The following is a 20371-nucleotide window of genomic DNA, read 5'->3' as shown; positions in this document are numbered from 1 at the left end:
CGGGGGCGAGGGTTCGGCCTCGGCCTTGGCGTGCCGGGGCGGGACGGCCAGCTGGAGCACGTCGGCCAGCGTCCCGGCGTACCGGTCGGCGACGGTCCGGCACAGCCGCAGCAGCTGCGGGGTGAGCACCGGCTCGGGCGAGAGCACCTGGGCCAGCGGGGCGAGCGGGCCGGCGAAGTCGCTCTTCTCCAGCCGGGCGACGATGAACCCGTCGTGCAGTTCCCCGCCCTCGCGCTGGCCCTTCACCACCCGCGCCCCGAACCGCACCCGCACCCGCACCCCGGGCTGGGCCTCCTCGGCCATGGCGGCCGGCACGGCGTAGTCGAAGAACTTGTCGATGGTGAGCACGCCCTTGTCCACCACGACCCGGGCCACCGGCAGGTGTTCGGCCCGCTTGGCCCCGTGCCAGGTGCGCGGCTTGGCCCGCTTGACCGTCTCCCGGATGAACGCCAGCTGCTCCGGCTCGGCGGCCCCGTTCTCCCCTGTGCTGCTCATCGCCACCAAGTACTACCAGGTCACACCGACAATGCACGAAGCGGCGCCCACCCCCGAACGGGGACGGGCGCCGCTTCCGGGCGCTACGGGCCGAGCGTCAGAACGCTACGGGCCGGCGCTCGGGCACCGGGCTCAGGACGTCAGTCCTGGACGGCGGCCTTCAGCTGCTCCACGCGGTCGGTGCGCTCCCAGGTGAAGTCCGGCAGCTCACGGCCGAAGTGGCCGTACGCGGCGGTCTGGGAGTAGATCGGGCGCAGCAGGTCCAGGTCGCGGATGATCGCGGCCGGACGGAGGTCGAAGACCTCGGAGACGGCCTTCTGGATCGCCAGGACCGGCACCGACTCGGTGCCGAAGGTCTCCACGAACAGGCCGACCGGCTCGGCCTTGCCGATCGCGTACGCGACCTGCACCTCGGCGCGGCGGGCGAGGCCGGCGGCGACGATGTTCTTCGCCACCCAGCGCATCGCGTACGCGGCCGAGCGGTCCACCTTGGACGGGTCCTTGCCGGAGAAGGCGCCGCCACCGTGGCGGGCCATGCCGCCGTAGGTGTCGATGATGATCTTGCGGCCGGTGAGGCCGGCGTCGCCCATCGGGCCGCCGATCTCGAAGCGGCCGGTCGGGTTGACCAGCAGGCGGTAGCCCTCGGTGGTCAGCTTGATGCCCTGCTCGGCCAGCGCCTTCAGCTCCGGCTCGACGACGAACTCGCGGATGTCCGGGGTGAGCAGCGACTCCAGGTCGATGTCACTGGCGTGCTGGGTGGAGACGACCACGGTGTCGAGGCGGACGGCCTTGTCGCCGTCGTACTCGATGGTGACCTGGGTCTTGCCGTCGGGGCGCAGGTAGGGGATGGTCCCGTTCTTGCGCACCTCGGTCAGGCGGCGGGAGAGGCGGTGCGCCAGGGTGATCGGCAGCGGCATGAGCTCGGGCGTCTCGTCGGACGCGTAGCCGAACATCAGGCCCTGGTCACCGGCGCCCTGCTTGTCCAGGTCGTCAGCGCCGTCCCCCTGGGTGGAACCCTCGACACGGGCCTCGTACGCGGTGTCGACGCCCTGCGCGATGTCGGGCGACTGGGCACCGATGGACACCGACACGCCGCAGGAGGCGCCGTCGAAGCCCTTCTTGGAGCTGTCGTAGCCGATCTCCAGGATCTTGTCCCGGACGAGCTGGGCGATCGGCGCGTACGCCTTGGTGGTCACCTCGCCGGCCACGTGCACCTGGCCGGTGGTGATGAGCGTCTCCACGGCGACCCGGGACGTCGGGTCCTCCCGCAGGAGAGCGTCAAGGATGGTGTCGCTGATCTGGTCAGCGATCTTGTCGGGGTGTCCCTCGGTCACGGACTCCGAGGTGAACAGGCGGCGAGACACAGCGCTCCCTGGGGTTGCAGCGGCTGCTGACTGAAGTTCCCCGGCTCGTACCGGGGAACTCCGGAAAGACTTGATTCCTGGAGTCTAACGGTCTGGTTCCGCCGAACGTCACCCGCTTCAGGATTTCTCGACCGCCGCGCGAGCGAATCCGATCAGTTGCCGCCTGTTTCCAGCCGCTTTGCGACCAGGTCCCAGACCACGTCCGCGAGCGCCTCCTTCGGACCCACCGGAACGGCCGTCTCGCTGCCGTCCGAGCCCAGCACCACGGCCTCGTTGACGTCCGTGCCGAAGGCCTTGCCGTTGCCGACCTCGTTCACGACCAGCAGGTCACAGCCCTTGCGCGCGAGCTTGGCACGGCCGTTGGCGAGCACGTCGTCCGTCTCCGCCGCGAAACCCACCACGAGTTGGCCCGAACGGGCCCGGTGGGCCGAGAGCTCGGCCAGGATGTCCGGATTGCGGACCAGCGCGACCGCGGCCGGTTCGACCCCCTCGACCTTCTTGATCTTGCCGGTGGCGTACTCGGCGGGCCGGAAGTCCGCCACCGCCGCGGCCATCACCACGGCGTCCGCGTCCTTGACCGCCTCCAGCGCCGCCTCGCGCAGCTCCAGCGCGGTCGAGACGTGCACCACGTCCACCCCGGCCGGGTCCGGCAGCTCGGCGTTGGCCGAGAGCAGCGTCACCCGGGCCCCGCGCGCCGCGGCCGTCACGGCGAGCGCGTAGCCCTGCTTGCCGGAGGAGCGGTTGCCGAGGTAGCGCACCGGGTCCAGCGGCTCCCGGGTGCCGCCGGCCGAGACCACCACGTGCCGGCCGGCCAGGTCGGTCGGCACCGGCCCGCCGCGGCGCAGCACGGCCTTGCACGCCTCGAAGATCGCGGAGGGCTCGGGCAGCCGGCCCTTGCCGGTGTCCTTGCCGGTCAGCCGCCCGACGGCCGGCTCCAGCACGATCACGCCCCGGCGGCGCAGCGTGGCGACGTTGTCCCGGGTGGCCGGGTGCTCCCACATCTCGGTGTGCATGGCGGGCGCCAGCACCACCGGGCAGCGGGCGGTGAGCAGGGTGTTGGTCAGCAGGTCGTCGGCGAGGCCGTGGGCGGCCTTGGCGATCAGGTCGGCGGTGGCCGGGGCGACCACGACCAGGTCGGCCTGCTGCCCGATCCGCACGTGCGGCACCTCGTGCACGCGCTCCCAGGTCTCGGTGGCGGCCGGGCGGCCGGACAGCGCGGCCCAGGTCGCCTCGCCGACGAAGTGCAGCGCGGCCGCGGTCGGCACCACGGTGACCTGGTGGCCGGACTCGGTGAAGCGGCGCAGCAGCTCGCACGCCTTGTACGCGGCGATCCCGCCGCTCACGCCGAGGACCACGCGGGGGGCGTCCGCACTCAGAGTCATCTACCGGCCTTTCTCCGCATCGGGCTCCGCATCGGGAACGCGCCCACCCTACGGCCCCCCGGCCCCGCCCCGCACAGCGCCCCGGCCCGACCCCGTACGGCGCTCCGCACCGCGCTCCGGCGCCGGGAACGCCGGAGGGCCCGGCGGAAACGATTCCGCCGGGCCCTCCCGGAAATTCAGCGACCGCCTCAGGCAGCCTCGACCGCCTCGGCAGTCAGCATGCCCGCGTTGATCTCGCGCAGCGCGATCGACAGCGGCTTCTCGTGCACGTGGGTGTCGACCAGCGGGCCGACGTACTCCAGCAGGCCCTCGCCGAGCTGGGAGTAGTAAGCGTTGATCTGGCGCGCGCGCTTGGCGGCGTAGATCACGAGGCTGTACTTGGAGTCGGTGGCCTCGAGCAGCTCGTCGATCGGCGGGTTGATGATGCCCTCGGGCGCGGTCATGGAAGAGGACACGCTAAAACCTTCCGAAAGGGTGGAAAAGGCAGACAGGTCAGGCTACACCGAGCAAGGCTAGCAGTTCGGCCGCTACCTGCTCGACCGAGGTGTTGACAAGGGTCGTGTCGAACTCGGGCTCGGCCGCGAGCTCGATCTTGGCCGCCGCCAACCGCTTCTCGATCACGTCCTGCGACTCGGTGCCCCGGCCGGTCAGCCGGCGGACCAGCTCGTCCCAGCTCGGCGGGGCCAGGAAGACCAGCTGCGCCTCGGGCATCGACTCGCGCACCTGCCGGGCGCCCTGGAGGTCGATCTCCAGCAGCACCGGCTCGCCGCGCTCCAGCTTCTCCTGCACGGCCGCACGCGGGGTCCCGTAACGGTTCCCGGCGAACTCGGCCCACTCCAGCAGCTCGCCGTTGGCGACCAGCTTGTCGAACTCGTCGTTGTCGACGAAGTGGTACTGGACCCCGTTCTTCTCGCCGGGCCTCGGGTGCCGGGTCGTCGCCGACACCGAGAGCCAGACCTCGGGGTGCATCTTCCTCATATGAGCGACGACCGTGCTCTTGCCGACCCCCGAAGGGCCGGAGAGCACGGTCAGCCGCGGACGCTCACTCATGCACCGATTATCCCGGATCGCGGGGGATCCTGGGACCACGGGGGCACGGTCAGGCGGCGCCACCGCCGAACTCCCGCTCCAGGGAAGCGATCTGGTTCGTACCGAGGCCGCGGACACGCCGGCTCTCACTGATGCCGAGGCGCTCCATGATCTGCTTGGCGCGGACCTTGCCGACGCCGGGAAGGGACTCGAGCAGAGCCGAGACCTTCATCTTGCCGATCACGTCGTTGTCGGCCTTGCCGGCCTTGATCACCTCGTGCAGGGAGGCGCCGGAGTGCTTGAGCCGGTTCTTGACCTCGGCGCGCTCCCGGCGAGCCTCGGCGGCCTTGGCGAGCGCGGCGGTGCGCTGTTCAGGGGTAAGGGGCGGAAGGGCCACGCCGTTCACCTCAGGGTGTGGATGGATGGATTGAGCTAGGACTGGTTCGGTACCGAGGACACCGTCCGCAAGGGGAACCACAAGGCCCTGACCTGCGGGAGCCACGGAAATCGCGGCTCGCCGATGACCTATCGCCGGACACTACCCGGATTGCGGCGCCACGTCAGGAAAAGAACACGAAAAGTCCTGGTCAGCCAAGGCCGACCAGGACTTTCCAGGGCAAAATGACCGCGATTGCGAGACTTTGGCGGGGCCGATGTGACGGCGCTCACGTCAACTCGGCGGCCACCGCGCGGTCCTGCGGACACTCCGCAGGGTCACCACCTCGCTACCTGAAGGACGGGTTCCGCTACCAGGACCCGTCTTGCCGATCATTCCTGATCCGGGCTGACCGGCAGGACGGGCCCTACACGGCCCCCGCGAACTCCCCGACGAAGCGCTCCGCCGCCGCGCGCAGCGCCGGCACCGAGGGGCCGTGCTTGAGCACGTCGCGGCTGACGCTCGGCACCACGTTCATCACCGAGGCGCCGAAGACCCGCGGCAGGTCCGCCATGGTCGCGCCCTGGGCGCCGATCCCGGGGGCCAGCAGCGGGCCGTTGATGGCCAGGTCCACGCCCGCGTCGGCCAGCGTCGCGCCGACGACCGCGCCGAAGGAGCCGAGCGGCGCGGCGCCCTCGTTCTCGGCCGCCAGCTGCCGCAGCACCGAGGCCGCGACCGGCTCGCCGTCCGCGCCCACCGCGCGCTGCACCTCGGCGCCCTCGGGGTTGGAGGTGAGCGCCAGCGCGAACACGCCGCAGCCCTGCTCCCGGGCCAGGTCCAGGGCCGGGCGCAGCGAGCCGAAGCCCAGGTACGGGCTGACCGTCACCGCGTCCGAGAACAGCGGGCTGCCCGGCGACAGGAAGGCCTCGGCGTACGCGGCCATGGTGGAGCCGATGTCGCCGCGCTTGGCGTCCATCAGGACCAGCGCGCCGGCCGCCCGGGCCTCCTCCACGGTGCGCTCCAGCACCGCGACGCCCTTGCTGCCGAAGCGCTCGAAGAAGGCGGCCTGCGGCTTCAGCACGGCCACCCGGTCGGCCAGCGCCTCGACCACGGTGCGGCTGAAGGACTCCAGCCCGGCGAGGTCGTCGCCGAGCCCCCAGGCGGCGAGCAGGGAGGCGTGCGGGTCGATGCCGACGCAGAGCTGGCCGCGGGTGTCGAGGGCCTGGCGCAGCCGGGCGCCGAACGGGGCGAGGGTCATGTCGTCCTTTCCAGGACCGGTGGGTCCAGAACCGATGGGGGTGTTCACGAGCCGCGGACGGCGCTGCCGACGGCGTCGGCCAGGCTGCGGAAGCCGCCCGCGCGGACCTTGGCGGACAGGCCCTTGTGGATCCGCCGGCACCAGAACGGGCCCTCGTAGATGAAGGCGCTGTAGCCCTGGACCAGGTCGGCGCCGTGGACGATCCGCTGCCAGGCGTCCTCGGCGGTCTCGATGCCGCCGACCGAGACGAGGGTCAGCCGGCCCCCGGTGCGGGCGCGCAGCCGCCGGAGGACCTCCAGGGCGCGGGCCTTGAGCGGGGCGCCGGACAGGCCGCCCATGCCGATCTCCTCGACCCGCGCGGCGTCGGCGCGCAGGCCCTCGCGGCCGATCGTGGTGTTGGTGGCGATGATGCCGTCCAGGCCCAGCTCCAGGGCGAGGTCGGCGACCGCGTCGACGTCCTCGTCGGCCAGGTCGGGGGCGATCTTGACCAGCAGCGGCACGTGGTGCGCGGTGGTGCGGTCGGCGGCCTCGCGGACGGCGGAGAGCAGCGGCCGCAGGTGGTCCACGGCCTGGAGGTTGCGCAGCCCGGGGGTGTTCGGCGAACTGACGTTGACCACCAGGTAGTCGGCGTACTGGGCGAGCCGCTCGGTGGACTTCACGTAGTCGGCGACGGCGTCGGCCTCCTCGACCACCTTGGTCTTGCCGATGTTGACGCCGAGCACCGGGGTGGAGCTGGTGTGCGGGCGGGCGGCCAGCCGGGCGGCGACCCGGGCCGAGCCCTGGTTGTTGAAGCCCATCCGGTTGATCAGCGCGCGGTCCTCGACCAGGCGGAAGAGCCGGGGCGCCGGGTTGCCGGGCTGGGCCTCGCCGGTGACGGTGCCGATCTCGACGTAGTCGAAGCCGAGCATCGACAGGCCGTCGATGCCGACGCCGTTCTTGTCGAAGCCGGCCGCCAGGCCGAACGGGCCGGGCAGGTCGAGGCCGAGGGCGCGGGTGCGCAGGGCGCGGTCGCGCGGGGCGAGCACCAGCCGCACCAGGGTGCGCAGGCCGGGCACCGAGGAGGCGAGGCGGATCCAGAAGAAGGCGAGGTGGTGGGCCTTCTCGGGGTCCATCCTCTTGAAGAGCAGGTCGAACAGAAGCTTGTACAAGGGTGGTTCAACTCCCGGAGCGGATAACGGGCTTGCTCATGGAAGTGGGGGGCACCCGGCTGGCTCCGGTGCCCCCCACTGCGGTGGTGCTACTTGCGGCCGGCGTTGATCAGCTCGGCGTGCTCCTGGAGCGACATCACCCCGACCTCGTCGCGCAGCAGCGCGTCCATGCCCTGCACGGCCGCGCCCATCGCCTGGACGGTGGTCAGGCAGGGCACCGCGCGGGCCACGGCCGCGGTGCGGATCTCGTAGCCGTCGAGGCGGCCGCCGGTGCCGTACGGCGTGTTGATGATGAGGTCGACCTCACCGTCGTGGATCAGCTGGACGATGGTCCGCTCGCCGTTCGGGCCCTCGCCCTCGCTGTGCTTGCGCACCAGCGTGGACGGGATGCCGCCGCGGTGGAGCACCTCGGCGGTGCCGGCGGTGGCGAGCACCTCGAAGCCGAGGTTGACCAGCGCCCGGGCCGGGAAGACCAGGTTGCGCTTGTCCCGGTTGGCCACCGAGACGAAGACCTTGCCCTTGGTCGGCAGCGCGCCGTACGCGCCGGACTGCGCCTTCGCGTAGGCGGTGCCGAACACCTTGTCGATGCCCATGACCTCACCGGTCGAGCGCATCTCCGGGCCGAGCACGGTGTCCACGCCGCGGCCGTGGATGTCGCGGAAGCGGCTCCACGGCATCACGGCCTCCTTGACCGCGATCGGCGCGTCGGCGGGCAGCGTGCCGCCGTCGCCCTCGGCCGGGAGCAGGCCCTCGGCGCGCAGCTCGGCGATGGTGGCGCCGAGCGAGATCCGGGCGGCGGCCTTGGCCAGCGGCACGGCGGTCGCCTTGGAGGTGAACGGGACGGTCCGGGAGGCGCGCGGGTTGGCCTCCAGCACGTAGAGGATGTCCCCGGCCATGGCGAACTGGATGTTGATCAGGCCGCGGACGCCGACACCGCGCGCGATGGCCTCGGTGGAGGTGCGCAGGCGCTTGATGTCGTAGCCGCCGAGGGTGATCGGGGGCAGCGCGCAGGCGGAGTCGCCGGAGTGGATGCCGGCCTCCTCGATGTGCTCCATGACGCCGCCGAGGTAGAGCTCGGTGCCGTCGTAGAGGGCGTCGACGTCGATCTCCACCGCGTCGTCGAGGAAGCGGTCGATGAGCACCGGGTGCTCGGAGATCAGGCCCGCGTGGCGCTCCAGGTAGGAGGCGAGCGAGGCCTCGTCGTAGACGATCTCCATGCCGCGGCCGCCGAGCACGTAGGACGGGCGGGCGAGCACGGGGTAGCCGATCTCGTCGGCGATCGCCTTGGCCTCCTCGAAGGAGAAGGCGGTGCCGTGCTTGGGGGCCGGCAGGCCGGCGTCGCGCAGGACGCGGCCGAAGGCGCCGCGCTCCTCGGCGAGGTCGATCGCCTCGGGCTGGGTGCCGGCGATCGGCACGCCGTTGTCCTTGAGCGCCTGGGCCAGGCCGAGCGGGGTCTGGCCGCCGAGCTGGACGATCACGCCGGCGAGCGGGCCGGCCTGCTGCTCGGCGTGGACGATCTCCAGCACGTCCTCCAGGGTGAGCGGCTCGAAGTAGAGCCGGTCGGAGGTGTCGTAGTCGGTGGAGACGGTCTCCGGGTTGCAGTTGACCATGACGGTCTCGTACCCGGCGTCGGCGAGCGCGAAGGAGGCGTGCACGCAGGAGTAGTCGAACTCGATGCCCTGGCCGATGCGGTTCGGGCCGGAGCCCAGGATGATCACGGCGGGCTTGGTGCGCGGGGCGACCTCGTTCTCCTCGTCGTAGGACGAGTAGAAGTACGGGGTCTTGGCGGCGAACTCGGCGGCGCAGGTGTCGACGGTCTTGAACACCGGGCGGATGCCGAGGGCGTGCCGCACCTCGCGGACGACGTCCGGCTTCAGGCCGCGGATCTCGCCGATCTGCTGGTCGGAGAAGCCGTGCCGCTTGGCGTGGCGCAGCAGCTCGGGGGTGAGCTCCTCGGCCTCGGCCAGCTCGCCGGCGATCTCGTCCAGCAGGAAGAGCTGGTCGACGAACCACGGGTCGATCTTCGTGTACTCGAAGACCTCCTCCGCGGTGGCGCCGGCCCGGATGGCGTCCATCACGGTGTTGATCCGGCCGTCGGTCGGCACGGTGGCCTTGACCAGCAGCTCGGTCTTCTCCCCGAGCGGGCCGGTCCAGTTGAACTGGGAGCCCTTCTTCTCCAGCGAGCGCAGCGCCTTCTGCAGGGCCTCGGGGAAGTTGCGGCCCATGGCCATCGCCTCGCCGACCGACTTCATGGTGGTGGTCAGCGTGGCGTCGGCGCTCGGGAACTTCTCGAACGCGAACCGCGGCACCTTGACGACGACGTAGTCGAGGGTCGGCTCGAAGGAGGCCGGGGTCTGCTCGGTGATGTCGTTGGGGATCTCGTCCAGGGTGTAGCCGACGGCCAGCTTGGCGGCGATCTTGGCGATCGGGAAGCCGGTGGCCTTGGAGGCGAGCGCCGAGGAGCGGGAGACGCGCGGGTTCATCTCGATGACGATGACCCGGCCGTCCTCGGGGTTGACGGCGAACTGGATGTTGCAGCCGCCGGTGTCCACGCCGACCTCGCGGATGACGGCGATGCCGATGTCGCGCAGGATCTGGTACTCGCGGTCGGTGAGCGTCATCGCCGGGGCGACGGTGATCGAGTCACCGGTGTGGACGCCCATCGGGTCGAAGTTCTCGATGGAGCAGACGACCACGACGTTGTCGTTCTTGTCGCGCATCAGCTCCAGCTCGTACTCCTTCCAGCCGAGGATGGACTCCTCCAGGAGCACCTCGGTGGTCGGCGAGAGGGTCAGGCCCTGGCCGGCGATGCGGCGCAGGTCCTCCTCGTTGTGGGCGAAGCCGGAGCCGGCGCCGCCCATGGTGAAGGAGGGGCGGACGACGACCGGGTAGCCGCCGAGCGTGTCGACGCCGGCCAGTACCTCGTCCATGGTGTGGCAGATGACCGAGCGGGCGGACTCGCCGTGGCCGATCTTGGCGTTGACAGCCTCGACGACGCCCTTGAAGAGCTCGCGGTCCTCGCCCTTGTTGATCGCCTCGACGTCGGCGCCGATCAGCTCGACGCCGTACTTCTCCAGCGTGCCCGCCGCGTGCAGCGAGATCGCGGTGTTGAGCGCGGTCTGGCCGCCCAGGGTCGGCAGCAGCGCGTCGGGGCGCTCCTTGGCGATGATCTTCTCGACGAACTCCGGGGTGATCGGCTCGACGTAGGTGGCGTCGGCGATCTCCGGGTCGGTCATGATCGTGGCCGGGTTGGAGTTGACCAGCACGACCCGCAGGCCCTCGGCCTTGAGGACCCGGCAGGCCTGCGTACCCGAGTAGTCGAACTCGGCGGCCTGGCCGATCACGATCGGACCGGAGCCGATCACCAGGACGGACTTGATGTCAGAGCGCTTAGGCACGCTGGCCCTCCATGAGCTTCACGAAGCGGTCGAACAGGTAGGCGGCGTCGTGCGGACCGGCGGCCGCTTCGGGGTGGTACTGCACGCTGAAGGCGGGGACGTCGAGTGCCTGGAGGCCCTCGACCACGTCGTCGTTGAGGCAGACGTGGGAGACCTCGACCCGCCCGTAGGGGGTGTCGCTCACCTTGTCCAGCGGGGCGTTCACGGCGAAGCCGTGGTTGTGGGCGGTCACCTCGACCGTGCCGGTGGTGCGGTCCTGCACCGGCTGGTTGATGCCGCGGTGGCCGTACTTGAGCTTGTAGGTGCCGAAGCCCAGGGCGCGGCCGAGGATCTGGTTGCCGAAGCAGATCCCGAAGAACGGGGTCTTGCGCTCCAGCACGCCCTGCGCCACGGCGACCTGGTGGTCGGCGGTGGCCGGGTCGCCCGGGCCGTTGGAGAAGAACACGCCGTCCGGGTTGACGGCGTAGAGGTCCTCCAGGGTGGAGTTCGCCGGCAGCACGTGCACCTCGATGCCGCGCTCGGCCATCCGCTGCGGGGTCATCGCCTTGATGCCGAGGTCCAGCGCGGCGACGGTGAACTTCTTCTCACCGATCGCGGGCACCACGTACGCCTCGGTGGTGGCGACCTCGGCGCACAGGTCGGCGCCCTTCATCTCGGGCGACTGCTGCACCCGGGCCAGCAGGGCGGCCTGGTCGGCCAGCGCCTCGCCGGAGAAGATGCCGCAGCGCATCGCGCCGCGCTCGCGCAGGTGGCGGGTCAGCGCGCGGGTGTCGATGCCGCTGATGCCGACGACGCCCTGGTCGACCAGTTCCTCGTCGAGCGAGCGGCGGGAGCGCCAGTTGGAGGCGACCCGGGCGGGGTCGCGCACCACGTAGCCGGCGACCCAGATCTGCTTGGACTCGTCGTCCTCGTCGTTCCAGCCGGTGTTGCCGATCTGCGGGGCGGTCATCACGACCACCTGGCGGTGGTACGACGGGTCGGTGAGGGTCTCCTGGTAGCCGGACATGCCGGTGTTGAAGACCGCCTCGCCGAAGGTCTCGCCGATGGCGCCGTAGGCCTGTCCGCGGAACGTCCGGCCGTCCTCCAGGACGAGCACGGCAGGCACTCGTTCCCGCCGTTGGCGCTGCGTGGTGGGGGCAGGTGCGGTCATTGCGCGGCCTCTTCCGTCTTCGTCTTCGTACGTGTTGCGAGTTGGGCGACCGCCTCGACCCAGGCGGCGTGCTCATCGGGGTGGTCGGCCCGGAAACCGGAGTCCAGCTCGGCGCCCTCGTGCGTCCAGGTGACGACGAGCAGCCCGGAGGGGACGACCTTGCCGGCGATCCCGGAGTCCGTACGGGCACCGGTCAGGTGCTCGGCCGGGATCCAGAAGTCGACGTCGCCCGGGCGCTGCACCAGCAGGCCGTCCTCGCCGAGGGTGAGGTCGGCGCGGCTGCGGGTGCCCAGGCCGTGGGCGACGACCCGGTCCAGCCAGTTCCCGGCGGTGGTCGTGCCGTGGTACCGGCCGCTGGTCTCCAGGATGGTGCGCCCGGCGCGGGCCGGCACGGCCGGCAGCGGCGGGATCCCGGACTGCAGGGTGCGCCGCCAGTTCCAGCCCTGGCGCATCAGCCAGTAGACGAGGCCGATCACGATCAGCAGGCCGATGGACCAGCCGATGTACCCGGGCCAGTCGGTGACCTTCGCCTGCTCCTGGGCGAGCGTGGCGCGGTCCATCACGCCTCGCCCCGCTCGGCGAGCTCGCCGGCCAGCACGGTGGCGCGCCCGCGCAGGAAGGTGGCGTGCACCCGTCCGGGCAGGTCCAGGCCCTTGTAGGGGGTGTTGCGGCTGCGGGTGGCGAAGCTGTCCGGGTTCACGGCACCACGGTACGCGGGATCGAACAGCACCAGGTTGGCGGGCTCACCCACCGAGATCGGCCGGCCGTGGCCGGTGAGACGGCCGATCCGGGCCGGGCGGTGCGACATCCGGTCCGCGACGCCCTCCCAGTTCAGCAGGCCGGTGTCGACCATGGTCTGCTGCACGACCGACAGGGCGGTCTCCAGGCCGACCATGCCCATCGCGGCCACGGCCCACTCGCAGTCCTTGTCCTCGGCCGGGTGCGGCGCGTGGTCGGTGGCGACGGCGTCGATGGTGCCGTCGGCGAGCGCCTCGCGCAGTGCCCGGACGTCCTCGGCGGTGCGCAGCGGCGGGTTCACCTTGTAGACCGGGTCGTAGGTGCGGACCAGCTCGTCGGTGAGCAGCAGGTGGTGCGGGGTCACCTCGGCGGTGACGTCCCAGCCCTTGGACTTGGCCCAGCGGACGATCTCGACCGAGCCGGCCGTGGAGAGGTGGCAGACGTGCAGCCGGGAGCCGACGTGCGCGGCGAGCAGCACGTCGCGGGCGATGATCGACTCCTCGGCGACGGCCGGCCAGCCGCCGAGCCCGAGCTCGCCGGAGACCTGGCCCTCGTTCATCTGGGCGCCCTCGGTGAGCCGCGGCTCCTGGGCGTGCTGGGCGACGACGCCGTCGAAGGCCTTGACGTACTCCAGGGCGCGGCGCATCAGCACCGCGTCGTCCACGCACTTGCCGTCGTCGGAGAAGACCCGGACGTCGGCGGCGGACTCGTGCATCGCGCCGAGCTCGGCGAGCTGCTTGCCCTCCAGGCCGACGGTGACGGCGCCGACCGGCTGCACGTCGCAGTAGCCGGCCTCCTGGCCGAGCCGCCAGACCTGCTCGACCACGCCGGCGGTGTCGGCCACCGGGGTGGTGTTGGCCATCGCGTGCACGGCGGTGAAGCCGCCCATCGCGGCGGCCCGGGTGCCGGTGAGCACGGTCTCGGCGTCCTCGCGGCCGGGCTCGCGCAGGTGGGTGTGCAGGTCGACCAGGCCGGGCAGGGCGATCAGCCCGGTGGCGTCGATCTCGATGTCCGCCTCGACCGTCAGGCCGGTGCCGATCGCCTGGACGACGCCGTCGGCGAGGTGGAGGTCCTGCGGGGCGCCGCCCAGGATCTTGGCGTTGCGGATCAGGTAGCTGGTCACTGGGCGGTCTCCACGGAGTCGGTACGGGGGGTGTCGGTGGGCGCGTCGGCGAAGACGGCGCCGCCGAGCAGCAGGTAGAGGACGGCCATCCGGACGGAGACGCCGTTGGCGACCTGCTCGATCGCGGTGCAGCGCGGCGAGTCGGCGACCTCGGCGGTGATCTCCATGCCGCGGACCATCGGACCGGGGTGCATCACGATCGCGTGGTCCGGCAGCTGGGCCATCCGGCGGCCGTTCATGCCGTAGCGACGGCTGTACTCGCGCTCGGTCGGGAAGAACGCGGCGTTCATCCGCTCGCGCTGCACCCGCAGCATCATCAGCGAGTCCGTCTTGGGCAGCACGCTGTCCAGGTCGTAGCTGACCTCGCAGGGCCAGTTCTCGATCCCGATCGGCAGCAGGGTCGGCGGGGCGACGAAGGTCACCTGCGCGCCGAGGGTGTTCAGCAGGTGGACGTTGGAGCGGGCGACCCGGCTGTGCAGGACGTCGCCGACGATGGTCACCCGGCGGCCCGCGAGGTCCTGGCCGGCGCCCGGGTTGAGGTGGCGGCGCATGGTGAAGGCGTCGAGCAGCGCCTGGGTGGGGTGCTCGTGGGTGCCGTCACCGGCGTTGATCACACTGCCGTGCAGCCAGTCGGACTGGGCCAGCCGGGCCGGGGCGCCGGAGGCGTGGTGGCGGATGACCACCGCGTCGGCGCCCATCGCCTGGAGGGTCAGCGCGGTGTCCTTGAGGCTCTCGCCCTTGGAGACCGAGGAGCCCTTGGCGGAGAAGTTGATGACGTCGGCCGAGAGCCGCTTCTCGGCGACCTCGAAGGAGGTCTTCGTCCGGGTGGAGTCCTCGAAGAAGAGGTTGACGACGGTGCGGCCGCGCAGCGTGGGCAGCTTCTTGACGGCCCGGCCGGAGAGCTGGGCGAGCTCCTCGGCGGTGTCCAGGATCAGCAGCGCGTCGTCGCGGCTGAGATCGGCGGCGGAGACGAGGTGGCGCTTCACGCGGGCTACTCCGGGAGGTGCGGTTCGGAAGACTGGGGGGCCAGGGCCTGCGAGGAGCGCTGGGCGAAGTCGCGGTCGCCGACCAGGACGGCGTCCACGCCGTCGCGGTCGGCGAGGCGCACCTGCACGGCCTCGCGCAGCGAGGTGGGGAGGTTCTTGCCCACGTAGTCGGCGCGGATCGGCAGCTCGCGGTGGCCGCGGTCGACCAGGACGGCGAGCTGGACGGCGCGCGGGCGGCCGATGTCGCTCAGCGCGTCGAGCGCGGCGCGGATGGTGCGGCCGGAGAAGAGCACGTCGTCGACCAGGATGACGAGCTTGCCGTCGATGCCGCCGGGCGGGATCTCGGTGTGCTCCAGGGCCCGGGCGGGCTTCAGCCGCAGGTCGTCCCGGTACATGGTGATGTCCAGGGAGCCCAGCGGGATCTCGCGCCCGGTGATCTGGGCCAGCCGGTCGTGCAGGCGGCGGGCGAGGTGGACGCCCCTGGTGTGGATGCCGAGCAGCACGACGTCCTCCGCGCCCTTGGCGCGCTCGACGATCTCGTGCGCTATCCGGGTGACGACCCGGGCGATGTCCGTGCCGTCGAGCACCTGGTGCGGCGGCCGCGGCGTGGGTTCGTGGTGTGTGGTCATGCCGAAGCGGACCTCCTTCCCCGCCTCACTGGACGGGCCTTAAAGGATGTCTGGGATGGCCCCCGCCGACCGGGCGCGGGCTTCGGTCATCCTACCAGCGCGCCGGACGGCAAACAGACGTCCACCATTCCGCTTCCCCGGGTTAACACTCCGGACGCGCCGCCGATGCGGGCCATTCGCACGACTGCCCCATTCGGCTTGACGCAACTACCTTACTCTACGTAACCTCACAGTGAGTTACGAGACGGACGTCGGACCCACCGGTAACGGCGTCGGCAATCGCCCGTGACCCACCACTGAACGCGAAGCAATCTCGTCCGGGGAGATCAATGTCCAGCGACTACGCGAAGCAACTCGGAGGCAAGCTCCGAGCGATCCGCACTCAGCAGGGTCTCTCCCTGCACGGTGTCGAGGAGAAGTCCCAGGGGCGCTGGAAGGCAGTCGTCGTCGGTTCGTACGAGCGTGGTGACCGTGCGGTCACCGTGCAGCGACTGGCCGAACTGGCGGAGTTCTACGGCGTCCCGGTCCAGGAGCTGCTGCCCGGCGGTACGCCCGGCGGCGCGGCCGAGCCGCCGCCGCGCCTGGTCCTCGACCTGGAGAGACTGACCCAGGTCCCCTCCGAGAAGGCCGGCCCGCTGCAGCGCTACGCGGCGACCATCCAGAGCCAGCGCGGCGACTACAACGGCAAGGTGCTGTCGATCCGCCAGGACGACCTGCGCACCCTGGCCGTGATCTACGACCAGTCCCCGTCGATCCTCACCGAGCAGCTGATCTCCTGGGGCGTGCTGAACCCCGACGCGCGCCGTGCGGTGCGCGAGGAGGATGCGAGCTGAGGCTCACCGCACCGGCTCCCGCCAGCGGATCCAGGCACGACCCAGCACTCGCGCCACTAGTGCTGGCAAGCAGAAACGTCACGGCGCGGCTCCCCAGACCGGGGGCCGCGCCGCGGTGTAGCCACACCACCCCGGGGCGGCGGAGGCGTCAGCAGACCGTCCCCAGGCTGTAGCCGGGCTGCGCCGCCACGCCGTCCAGCCGGACCGGCCGGTCGGCCGGGGCCCACTCCTGCCCGCCGCTCGACCAGGCCCAGGAGGCCGGCAGGTACTCCCCGCAGGAGGCCGCCGAGCCCTGCGAGCCGTGCAGCACCGCGACGCCCGGCAGCTCCAGGGCCAGCCCGGTGCAGAGCACCGCGCAGACCAGCTCCAGGTCCTCGTCGTTGATCCGGACCACGCCGTCCTCCCACTGGAGCACCCGGGCCGCGGCGGTCAGCCCGCCGCCGGGCGCGTCCACCCGCAGGCGCAGCTCGTACACCCCGGCGCCCGCGCCGACCAGCATCCGCCGGAACACCTCGCCCCCGCGCTCGTAGGCGGCGCGCACCCAGGCGGCGTGCTCCTCGTCGGACGCGCCCGCGCCCCCGTACAGGCCCCCGTCGAGCAGCAGGTCGGCGTGGCAGAGCGTCAGCCCGTTCTCCCGGGCGCGCACCAGGCGCGGCACGAAGTCCCCGGCCAGCTCCTCGCCCTGATAGGCCAGCAGCTGGGTCTGCAGGGCCGGGTTGACCAGGTAGCGGTCGCGGGCCGCGGGCTCGGCCGGGTCCAGCCCGTTCAGCAGGCAGAACTCCTCGAAGTCCTGCGGGTGGAACGTCCGGGCCCGGACGGTGTCGAACCGCTCCAGCGCCTCGGCCAGCAGGTCGGCGGTGTCGGCCAGGTAGCGCTCGTGGTCGGGGGCGTCGGAGATCCCCCAGGCGCGGGCCCGGGCGAAGTCCGCGGCGTTGGTGAGCACTCCGATGACGAACGCCTGCTCGGCGCCCTCGACCCGCCGCGGCCGGTGCGACCGCACCACGGGCCGCGAGCCGCCGGCGGTGCAGTCGGAGTTACGGCGGGCGCGCCCCAAATGACTCATCGGTGGCTCCTGGCTTCAGGGGAGGACGGTCGGCGGCAGGCGTGCCGCTGACCGTCTTCCTCCCCATCCGCGCGCGTCGCACACGTACGGCGTGTCACAGGAATGTAACCACCGGTAATGCGGGTCGCGCGGGCGTCAGGCGGAGCGGGGCGCGCGGGCCAGCTGGCGGGACTGCGCGACCAGGCGGCCGGACTCGTCCCAGACCTCCGCGTCCTCCTCGAAGTAGCCGCCGGCCAGGTTGCGGGTCGCGTGGGTGACCCGCAGCCAGCCGGGCACCGGCCTGGCGCGCAGGTGGACGGTCAGCTCGACGGTGGGGGCCCAGCCCGGCAGGCCGAGGTCGAAGGTGACCGGCGGCAGCGCGTCGGCGACCAGCAGGAGGAGCAGCGGGTCGGGCTCGCGGCCGTCGGCGAGCCGGAACCAGCCCTGGATCCGCCCGTTGCCGGAGGGCTGCCCGAGCGCCCAGCCGATGGTGGCCGGGTCCAGCCGCAGGTCGAACCGCTCCAGCAGGGCGGCCTGGGCGATCAGCTCCTTGGGCGCGTGCTCGACGCCGATGCACTGGTCCGGCGGCGGCAGCTGCGGCGGCAGCGCGCTGGTGCGCACCTCGCCGTCGGCGGTGGCGAGGTCGCCGTGGCTGGCCACCACACGCAGCCGCTCGACGCCGTCCTGGCTGAGCGAGGCGGTGCCGGTGGACAGGCCGCGGCCGGTGCGCAGCACCTCGGTGCGGACGGTGGCCGGGCCGGGCGTGGAGGCGGACAGGTAGTAACCGCTGATCGACACCGGGTCCGGGTGGGTGCCGTGCTCCAGCGACAGCGCGTGTCCGGCCACCGCGAGCAGCAGTCCGCCGTTCACCCCGCCGCCGATCTGCCAGCCGGCGCCGAGCTCGGCCTCGTAGCGACCGGCCTCCTCGGGGTGCCTGGTCAGGGCGATGCCCTGGTCGAACTCGCTGCGGATCGCCGTGGTCATGTGGGGGGACCTGCCCTTCACGCGTGCTTCCGGACGTCAAGTTACTGACAAGTAGGCCCTCACCCTACGCCGCCCGGATGAAACGCGGAACGGCCGCCGGACACCTGTTCGGGTCCGACGGCCGTTCACGGGATTCGACCACTCAGCGGCGGATGCTCGGCTTCAGCTCGAGGAAGCGGGCGAGCAGGCCGTTGACGAAGGCCGGGGAGTCGTCCGTGGAGAACTCCTTGGCGATCTCGACGGCCTCGTCCAGGACGACGGCGTCCGGGACGCCGTCCTCCCAGATCAGCTCGTACGCACCGAGCCGCAGGACGTTGCGGTCCACGATCGGCATCCGGTCGAGCGTCCAGCCCACGGCGTACTGCTCGATCAGGTCGTCGATGCGACGAGCGTGCTGGACGTACCCCTCGATGAGCTCCATGGTGTACTCACCGACCTGCGGGGTGCCCTCGTCGGGCTTGGGCTCGCGGGCGCGGGCCACCCAGTCGGCGAGGACCTGCTGCGGGTCTACCCCACGGTGGTCGGCCTCGAAGAGGATCTGGAAGGCCCGCGTGCGGGCCTTGCTGCGTGCGGCCGACACGGACTTACTTCACCCGGCCGAGGTAGCTGCCGTCGCGGGTGTCGACCTTGACCTTCTCACCGGTGGTGACGAAGAGCGGCACCTGGATCTCGGCGCCCGTCTCCAGGGTGGCCGGCTTGGTGCCACCGGTCGAGCGGTCGCCCTGGACGCCCGGCTCGGTCTCGGCGATGGTCAGCTCGACCGCGGCCGGGAGCTCGATGTAGAGGACCGAGCCCTCGTTCTGCGCGACGAGGGCCTCGAAGCCCTCCAGCAGGTACTTGGCGGCGTCGCCGACGACCGACGGCTCGATGGTCAGCTGGTCGTAGGTGTCCATGTCCATGAACACGAAGTTCTCGCCGTCCTTGTACGAGAACTGCATGCCGCGCTTGTCGACGTTGGCGGTCTCGACCTTGGTGCCCGCGTTGAAGGTCTTGTCGACGACCTTGCCGGTCAGGACCTCCTTGAGCTTGGTACGCACGAAGGCCGGGCCCTTGCCGGGCTTGACGTGCTGGAACTCGACGACGGACCAGAGCTTGCCGCCCTCCAGCTTGAGGACCATGCCGTTCTTGAGATCGTTCGTGGAAGCCACGGGCGCACTTACTCCTGTATAGCTGTCAAGGAACCAAGGGATTGCGTCCTGCCGCCCACGGCCCCGGGGGCCGCGGTCACAGGGCGAGGAGCTCCTTGGTGGTGATGGTGAGCAGCTCGGGCCCGCCCTCCTCAAGGGGGCGCACGACGAGCGTGTCCTCGATCCGGACGCCGCCCCTGCCCGGGAGGTGAACCCCCGGACCGACGGTGACCGGCACGCGGCTGTCCAGTTTACCCATGTCCGCCGGACCGAGGCGCGGCGCCTCCCGGATCTCCAGCCCGATGCCGTGGCCCACCGGGTGCGGGGAGGGCTCGGTGTGGCCGGCCGCCTCCAGGACCTGCCGGGCGGCCCGGTCGGGTACGCACTGCTCCACGCCTGGTCCGAGCGCCTCCCGCCCGGCCCGCTGGGCCCGGAAGACCAGCCGGTGCAGCTCCACCTGCCAGGGCGCGGGGGCGGCGCCGATCACGAAGGTGCGGGCGGTGGAGACGCCGTAGCCGCGGTACTGGGCGCCCATCACCACGGTCAGGAAGTCGCCCTCCTCCACCCGGCGGTCGGTCGGCTGGTGGGCGGCCTGGCCGGAGTGGCTGCCGGTGCCGACCGAGACCGGGAAGGCCGCCCGGTCGGCGCCGTGGTCGATCATCCGGCGCTCCAGCTCCATCGCCAGGTGCCGCTCGGTGCGGCCGACCAGGATCGACTCCAGTAGCTCGCCCAGCGCCTGGTCGGCGATCTCGGCGGCGATCCGCAGGTCCGCGATCTCGTGCTCGTCCTTGACCACCCGCAGCCGCTCGACCGTCCGGCCGAGGTCCACCAGCCGGGTCCCCGCTATCAGGTCGCCCACCGCCCGGTGCCGGCTGACGGTCAGGTCGTGCTCCTCCACCGCCAGGCCCGACACCCCGGAGCGGGTGGCCGCGGCCGCGGCGGCCAGCGCGGTGTCCGAGCCGGCCGCCACCGGCAGCCGGGTGACGTCCGGGGCGATCAGGTGCTCCCCGGTGTCGTCCGGCGGCAGGTCGTCCGGCAGCGCCAGCAGCGCCCGCTCCCTGGTCAGCAACAGGCTCGCCCCGCAGGGCGCGCAGCCCGTCAGGTACCGCACGTTCGCCGCACGGGTGATCAGCGCCGCATCGGCCCCGGCCGCGCCGCAGTGCTCCCTCACCCGCTCCCGCCGCCCCGCGTACGCATCCGCCATGCGTCGAGCCTACGAACCCCCGGCCCGAAGCGCCCGCCGAGCACCCCCGCCAGAACCCCCGGTGCCCCTTGCGCGCCCCCCGCGCGACCGCGCCGTCGCCCTTCG

At 71.9% G+C, this 20371-nt stretch carries 19 protein-coding genes and 1 pseudogene; 1 reads left to right on the top strand and 19 read right to left on the bottom strand.

Annotation, left to right across the window (positions count from 1 at the left end; genetic code table 11):
* The 14 genes and pseudogenes from AE652_RS12460 to pyrR all read right to left on the bottom strand — a co-directional run.
* A pseudogene (locus AE652_RS12460) lies at nt 1–495 on the bottom strand (primosome assembly protein PriA); the annotation flags it as partial.
* Nucleotides 496–635: 140 nt separating this feature from the next.
* Nucleotides 636–1859, bottom strand: a complete 1224-nt coding sequence (metK, locus tag AE652_RS12455) for a methionine adenosyltransferase (RefSeq protein WP_049651366.1) — start codon at nt 1857–1859, stop codon at nt 636–638.
* 152 nt (nt 1860–2011) lie between these two features.
* Nucleotides 2012–3241, bottom strand: coding sequence for a bifunctional phosphopantothenoylcysteine decarboxylase/phosphopantothenate--cysteine ligase CoaBC (gene coaBC / locus AE652_RS12450; protein WP_049651365.1), 1230 nt, complete (start codon nt 3239–3241; stop codon nt 2012–2014).
* 188 nt (nt 3242–3429) lie between these two features.
* The gene (rpoZ, locus tag AE652_RS12445) at nt 3430–3696 is read right to left on the bottom strand and encodes a DNA-directed RNA polymerase subunit omega (protein WP_030056185.1); all 267 of its coding nucleotides are present in this window, start codon (nt 3694–3696) and stop codon (nt 3430–3432) included.
* Nucleotides 3697–3733: 37 nt separating this feature from the next.
* A complete protein-coding gene (gene gmk / locus AE652_RS12440; RefSeq protein ID WP_049651364.1) occupies nt 3734–4291 on the bottom strand; it encodes a guanylate kinase in 558 nt (185 codons plus the stop codon).
* 49 nt (nt 4292–4340) lie between these two features.
* Complete coding sequence (mihF, locus tag AE652_RS12435; protein ID WP_030056187.1) at nt 4341–4667, bottom strand: integration host factor, actinobacterial type; 327 nt, start codon at nt 4665–4667, stop codon at nt 4341–4343.
* A 406-nt stretch (nt 4668–5073) separates the two neighbouring features.
* Entirely contained in the window at nt 5074–5904 is an 831-nt protein-coding gene (gene pyrF, locus AE652_RS12430; protein WP_049651363.1) for an orotidine-5'-phosphate decarboxylase, read from the bottom strand.
* Between the two features lie 44 nt (nt 5905–5948).
* A complete protein-coding gene (locus AE652_RS12425) occupies nt 5949–7052 on the bottom strand; it encodes a quinone-dependent dihydroorotate dehydrogenase (RefSeq protein WP_049651362.1) in 1104 nt (367 codons plus the stop codon).
* A gap of 89 nt (nt 7053–7141) precedes the next feature.
* Nucleotides 7142–10450 carry a carbamoyl-phosphate synthase large subunit gene (carB, locus tag AE652_RS12420; RefSeq protein ID WP_049651361.1) on the bottom strand — a complete coding sequence of 1103 codons (3309 nt, stop codon included), beginning with the start codon at nt 10448–10450 and terminating at the stop codon, nt 7142–7144.
* Nucleotides 10443–11600: a glutamine-hydrolyzing carbamoyl-phosphate synthase small subunit gene (gene carA / locus AE652_RS12415; protein ID WP_049651360.1), complete on the bottom strand. Its 1158-nt coding sequence runs from the start codon at nt 11598–11600 to the stop codon at nt 10443–10445. The genes carB and carA overlap by 8 nt, the downstream gene beginning before the upstream one ends.
* Nucleotides 11597–12160, bottom strand: coding sequence for a hypothetical protein (locus AE652_RS12410; RefSeq protein ID WP_049651359.1), 564 nt, complete (start codon nt 12158–12160; stop codon nt 11597–11599). Before AE652_RS12410 ends, carA begins: the two co-directional genes overlap by 4 nt.
* The gene (locus AE652_RS12405; RefSeq protein WP_049651358.1) at nt 12160–13461 is read right to left on the bottom strand and encodes a dihydroorotase; all 1302 of its coding nucleotides are present in this window, start codon (nt 13459–13461) and stop codon (nt 12160–12162) included. Before AE652_RS12405 ends, AE652_RS12410 begins: the two co-directional genes overlap by 1 nt.
* Nucleotides 13458–14447: an aspartate carbamoyltransferase catalytic subunit gene (locus tag AE652_RS12400; RefSeq protein WP_049651357.1), complete on the bottom strand. Its 990-nt coding sequence runs from the start codon at nt 14445–14447 to the stop codon at nt 13458–13460. The genes AE652_RS12405 and AE652_RS12400 overlap by 4 nt, the downstream gene beginning before the upstream one ends.
* 5 nt (nt 14448–14452) lie before the next feature.
* On the bottom strand, nt 14453–15076 hold the full coding sequence (gene pyrR / locus AE652_RS12395; RefSeq protein WP_049651356.1) for a bifunctional pyr operon transcriptional regulator/uracil phosphoribosyltransferase PyrR: 624 nt from the start codon (nt 15074–15076) through the stop codon (nt 14453–14455).
* Nucleotides 15077–15405: 329 nt separating this feature from the next.
* On the opposite strand from pyrR, the gene AE652_RS12390 reads away from it, so the two are divergent.
* Nucleotides 15406–15909 carry a transcriptional regulator gene (locus tag AE652_RS12390; protein WP_030056198.1) on the top strand — a complete coding sequence of 168 codons (504 nt, stop codon included), beginning with the start codon at nt 15406–15408 and terminating at the stop codon, nt 15907–15909.
* A 148-nt stretch (nt 15910–16057) separates the two neighbouring features.
* Here the strand turns inward: AE652_RS12390 and AE652_RS12385 are convergent, their stop codons facing one another.
* The 5 genes from AE652_RS12385 to AE652_RS12365 all read right to left on the bottom strand — a co-directional run bounded on the left by AE652_RS12385 (nt 16058) and on the right by AE652_RS12365 (nt 20266).
* Nucleotides 16058–16972 (bottom strand): hypothetical protein, encoded by a 915-nt coding sequence (locus AE652_RS12385; RefSeq protein WP_143204534.1) that lies wholly within the window; start codon nt 16970–16972, stop codon nt 16058–16060.
* Between the two features lie 135 nt (nt 16973–17107).
* Nucleotides 17108–17935, bottom strand: coding sequence for a thioesterase family protein (locus AE652_RS12380; RefSeq protein WP_049651354.1), 828 nt, complete (start codon nt 17933–17935; stop codon nt 17108–17110).
* 142 nt (nt 17936–18077) lie between these two features.
* Complete coding sequence (nusB, locus tag AE652_RS12375; RefSeq protein ID WP_049651353.1) at nt 18078–18515, bottom strand: transcription antitermination factor NusB; 438 nt, start codon at nt 18513–18515, stop codon at nt 18078–18080.
* Between the two features lie 4 nt (nt 18516–18519).
* Entirely contained in the window at nt 18520–19083 is a 564-nt protein-coding gene (efp, locus tag AE652_RS12370; protein WP_049651352.1) for an elongation factor P, read from the bottom strand.
* Nucleotides 19084–19159: 76 nt separating this feature from the next.
* Nucleotides 19160–20266 carry a Xaa-Pro peptidase family protein gene (locus AE652_RS12365; RefSeq protein WP_049651351.1) on the bottom strand — a complete coding sequence of 369 codons (1107 nt, stop codon included), beginning with the start codon at nt 20264–20266 and terminating at the stop codon, nt 19160–19162.
* Nucleotides 20267–20371 lie beyond the last annotated feature (105 nt).

The sequence above is a fragment of the Kitasatospora sp. MY 5-36 genome, assembly GCF_001182915.1.
In the GTDB taxonomy this organism is placed as follows: domain Bacteria; phylum Actinomycetota; class Actinomycetes; order Streptomycetales; family Streptomycetaceae; genus Kitasatospora.
This window is presented reverse-complemented; position numbering and strand designations above follow the sequence as displayed.

Bases quoted from the DNA above. Each gene is read 5' to 3' on its own strand.
- coaBC (WP_049651365.1), bottom strand. From the start codon at position 3,241: ATGACTCTGAGTGCGGACGCCCCCCGCGTGGTCCTCGGCGTGAGCGGC.
- gmk (WP_049651364.1), bottom strand. From the start codon at position 4,291: ATGAGTGAGCGTCCGCGGCTGACCGTGCTCTCCGGCCCTTCGGGGGTC.
- pyrF (WP_049651363.1), bottom strand. From the start codon at position 5,904: ATGACCCTCGCCCCGTTCGGCGCCCGGCTGCGCCAGGCCCTCGACACC.
- carA (WP_049651360.1), bottom strand. From the start codon at position 11,600: ATGACCGCACCTGCCCCCACCACGCAGCGCCAACGGCGGGAACGAGTG.
- AE652_RS12410 (WP_049651359.1), bottom strand. From the start codon at position 12,160: ATGGACCGCGCCACGCTCGCCCAGGAGCAGGCGAAGGTCACCGACTGG.
- pyrR (WP_049651356.1), bottom strand. From the start codon at position 15,076: ATGACCACACACCACGAACCCACGCCGCGGCCGCCGCACCAGGTGCTC.
- AE652_RS12390 (WP_030056198.1), top strand. From the start codon at position 15,406: ATGTCCAGCGACTACGCGAAGCAACTCGGAGGCAAGCTCCGAGCGATC.
- AE652_RS12385 (WP_143204534.1), bottom strand. From the start codon at position 16,972: ATGAGTCATTTGGGGCGCGCCCGCCGTAACTCCGACTGCACCGCCGGC.
- AE652_RS12380 (WP_049651354.1), bottom strand. From the start codon at position 17,935: ATGACCACGGCGATCCGCAGCGAGTTCGACCAGGGCATCGCCCTGACC.
- AE652_RS12365 (WP_049651351.1), bottom strand. From the start codon at position 20,266: ATGGCGGATGCGTACGCGGGGCGGCGGGAGCGGGTGAGGGAGCACTGC.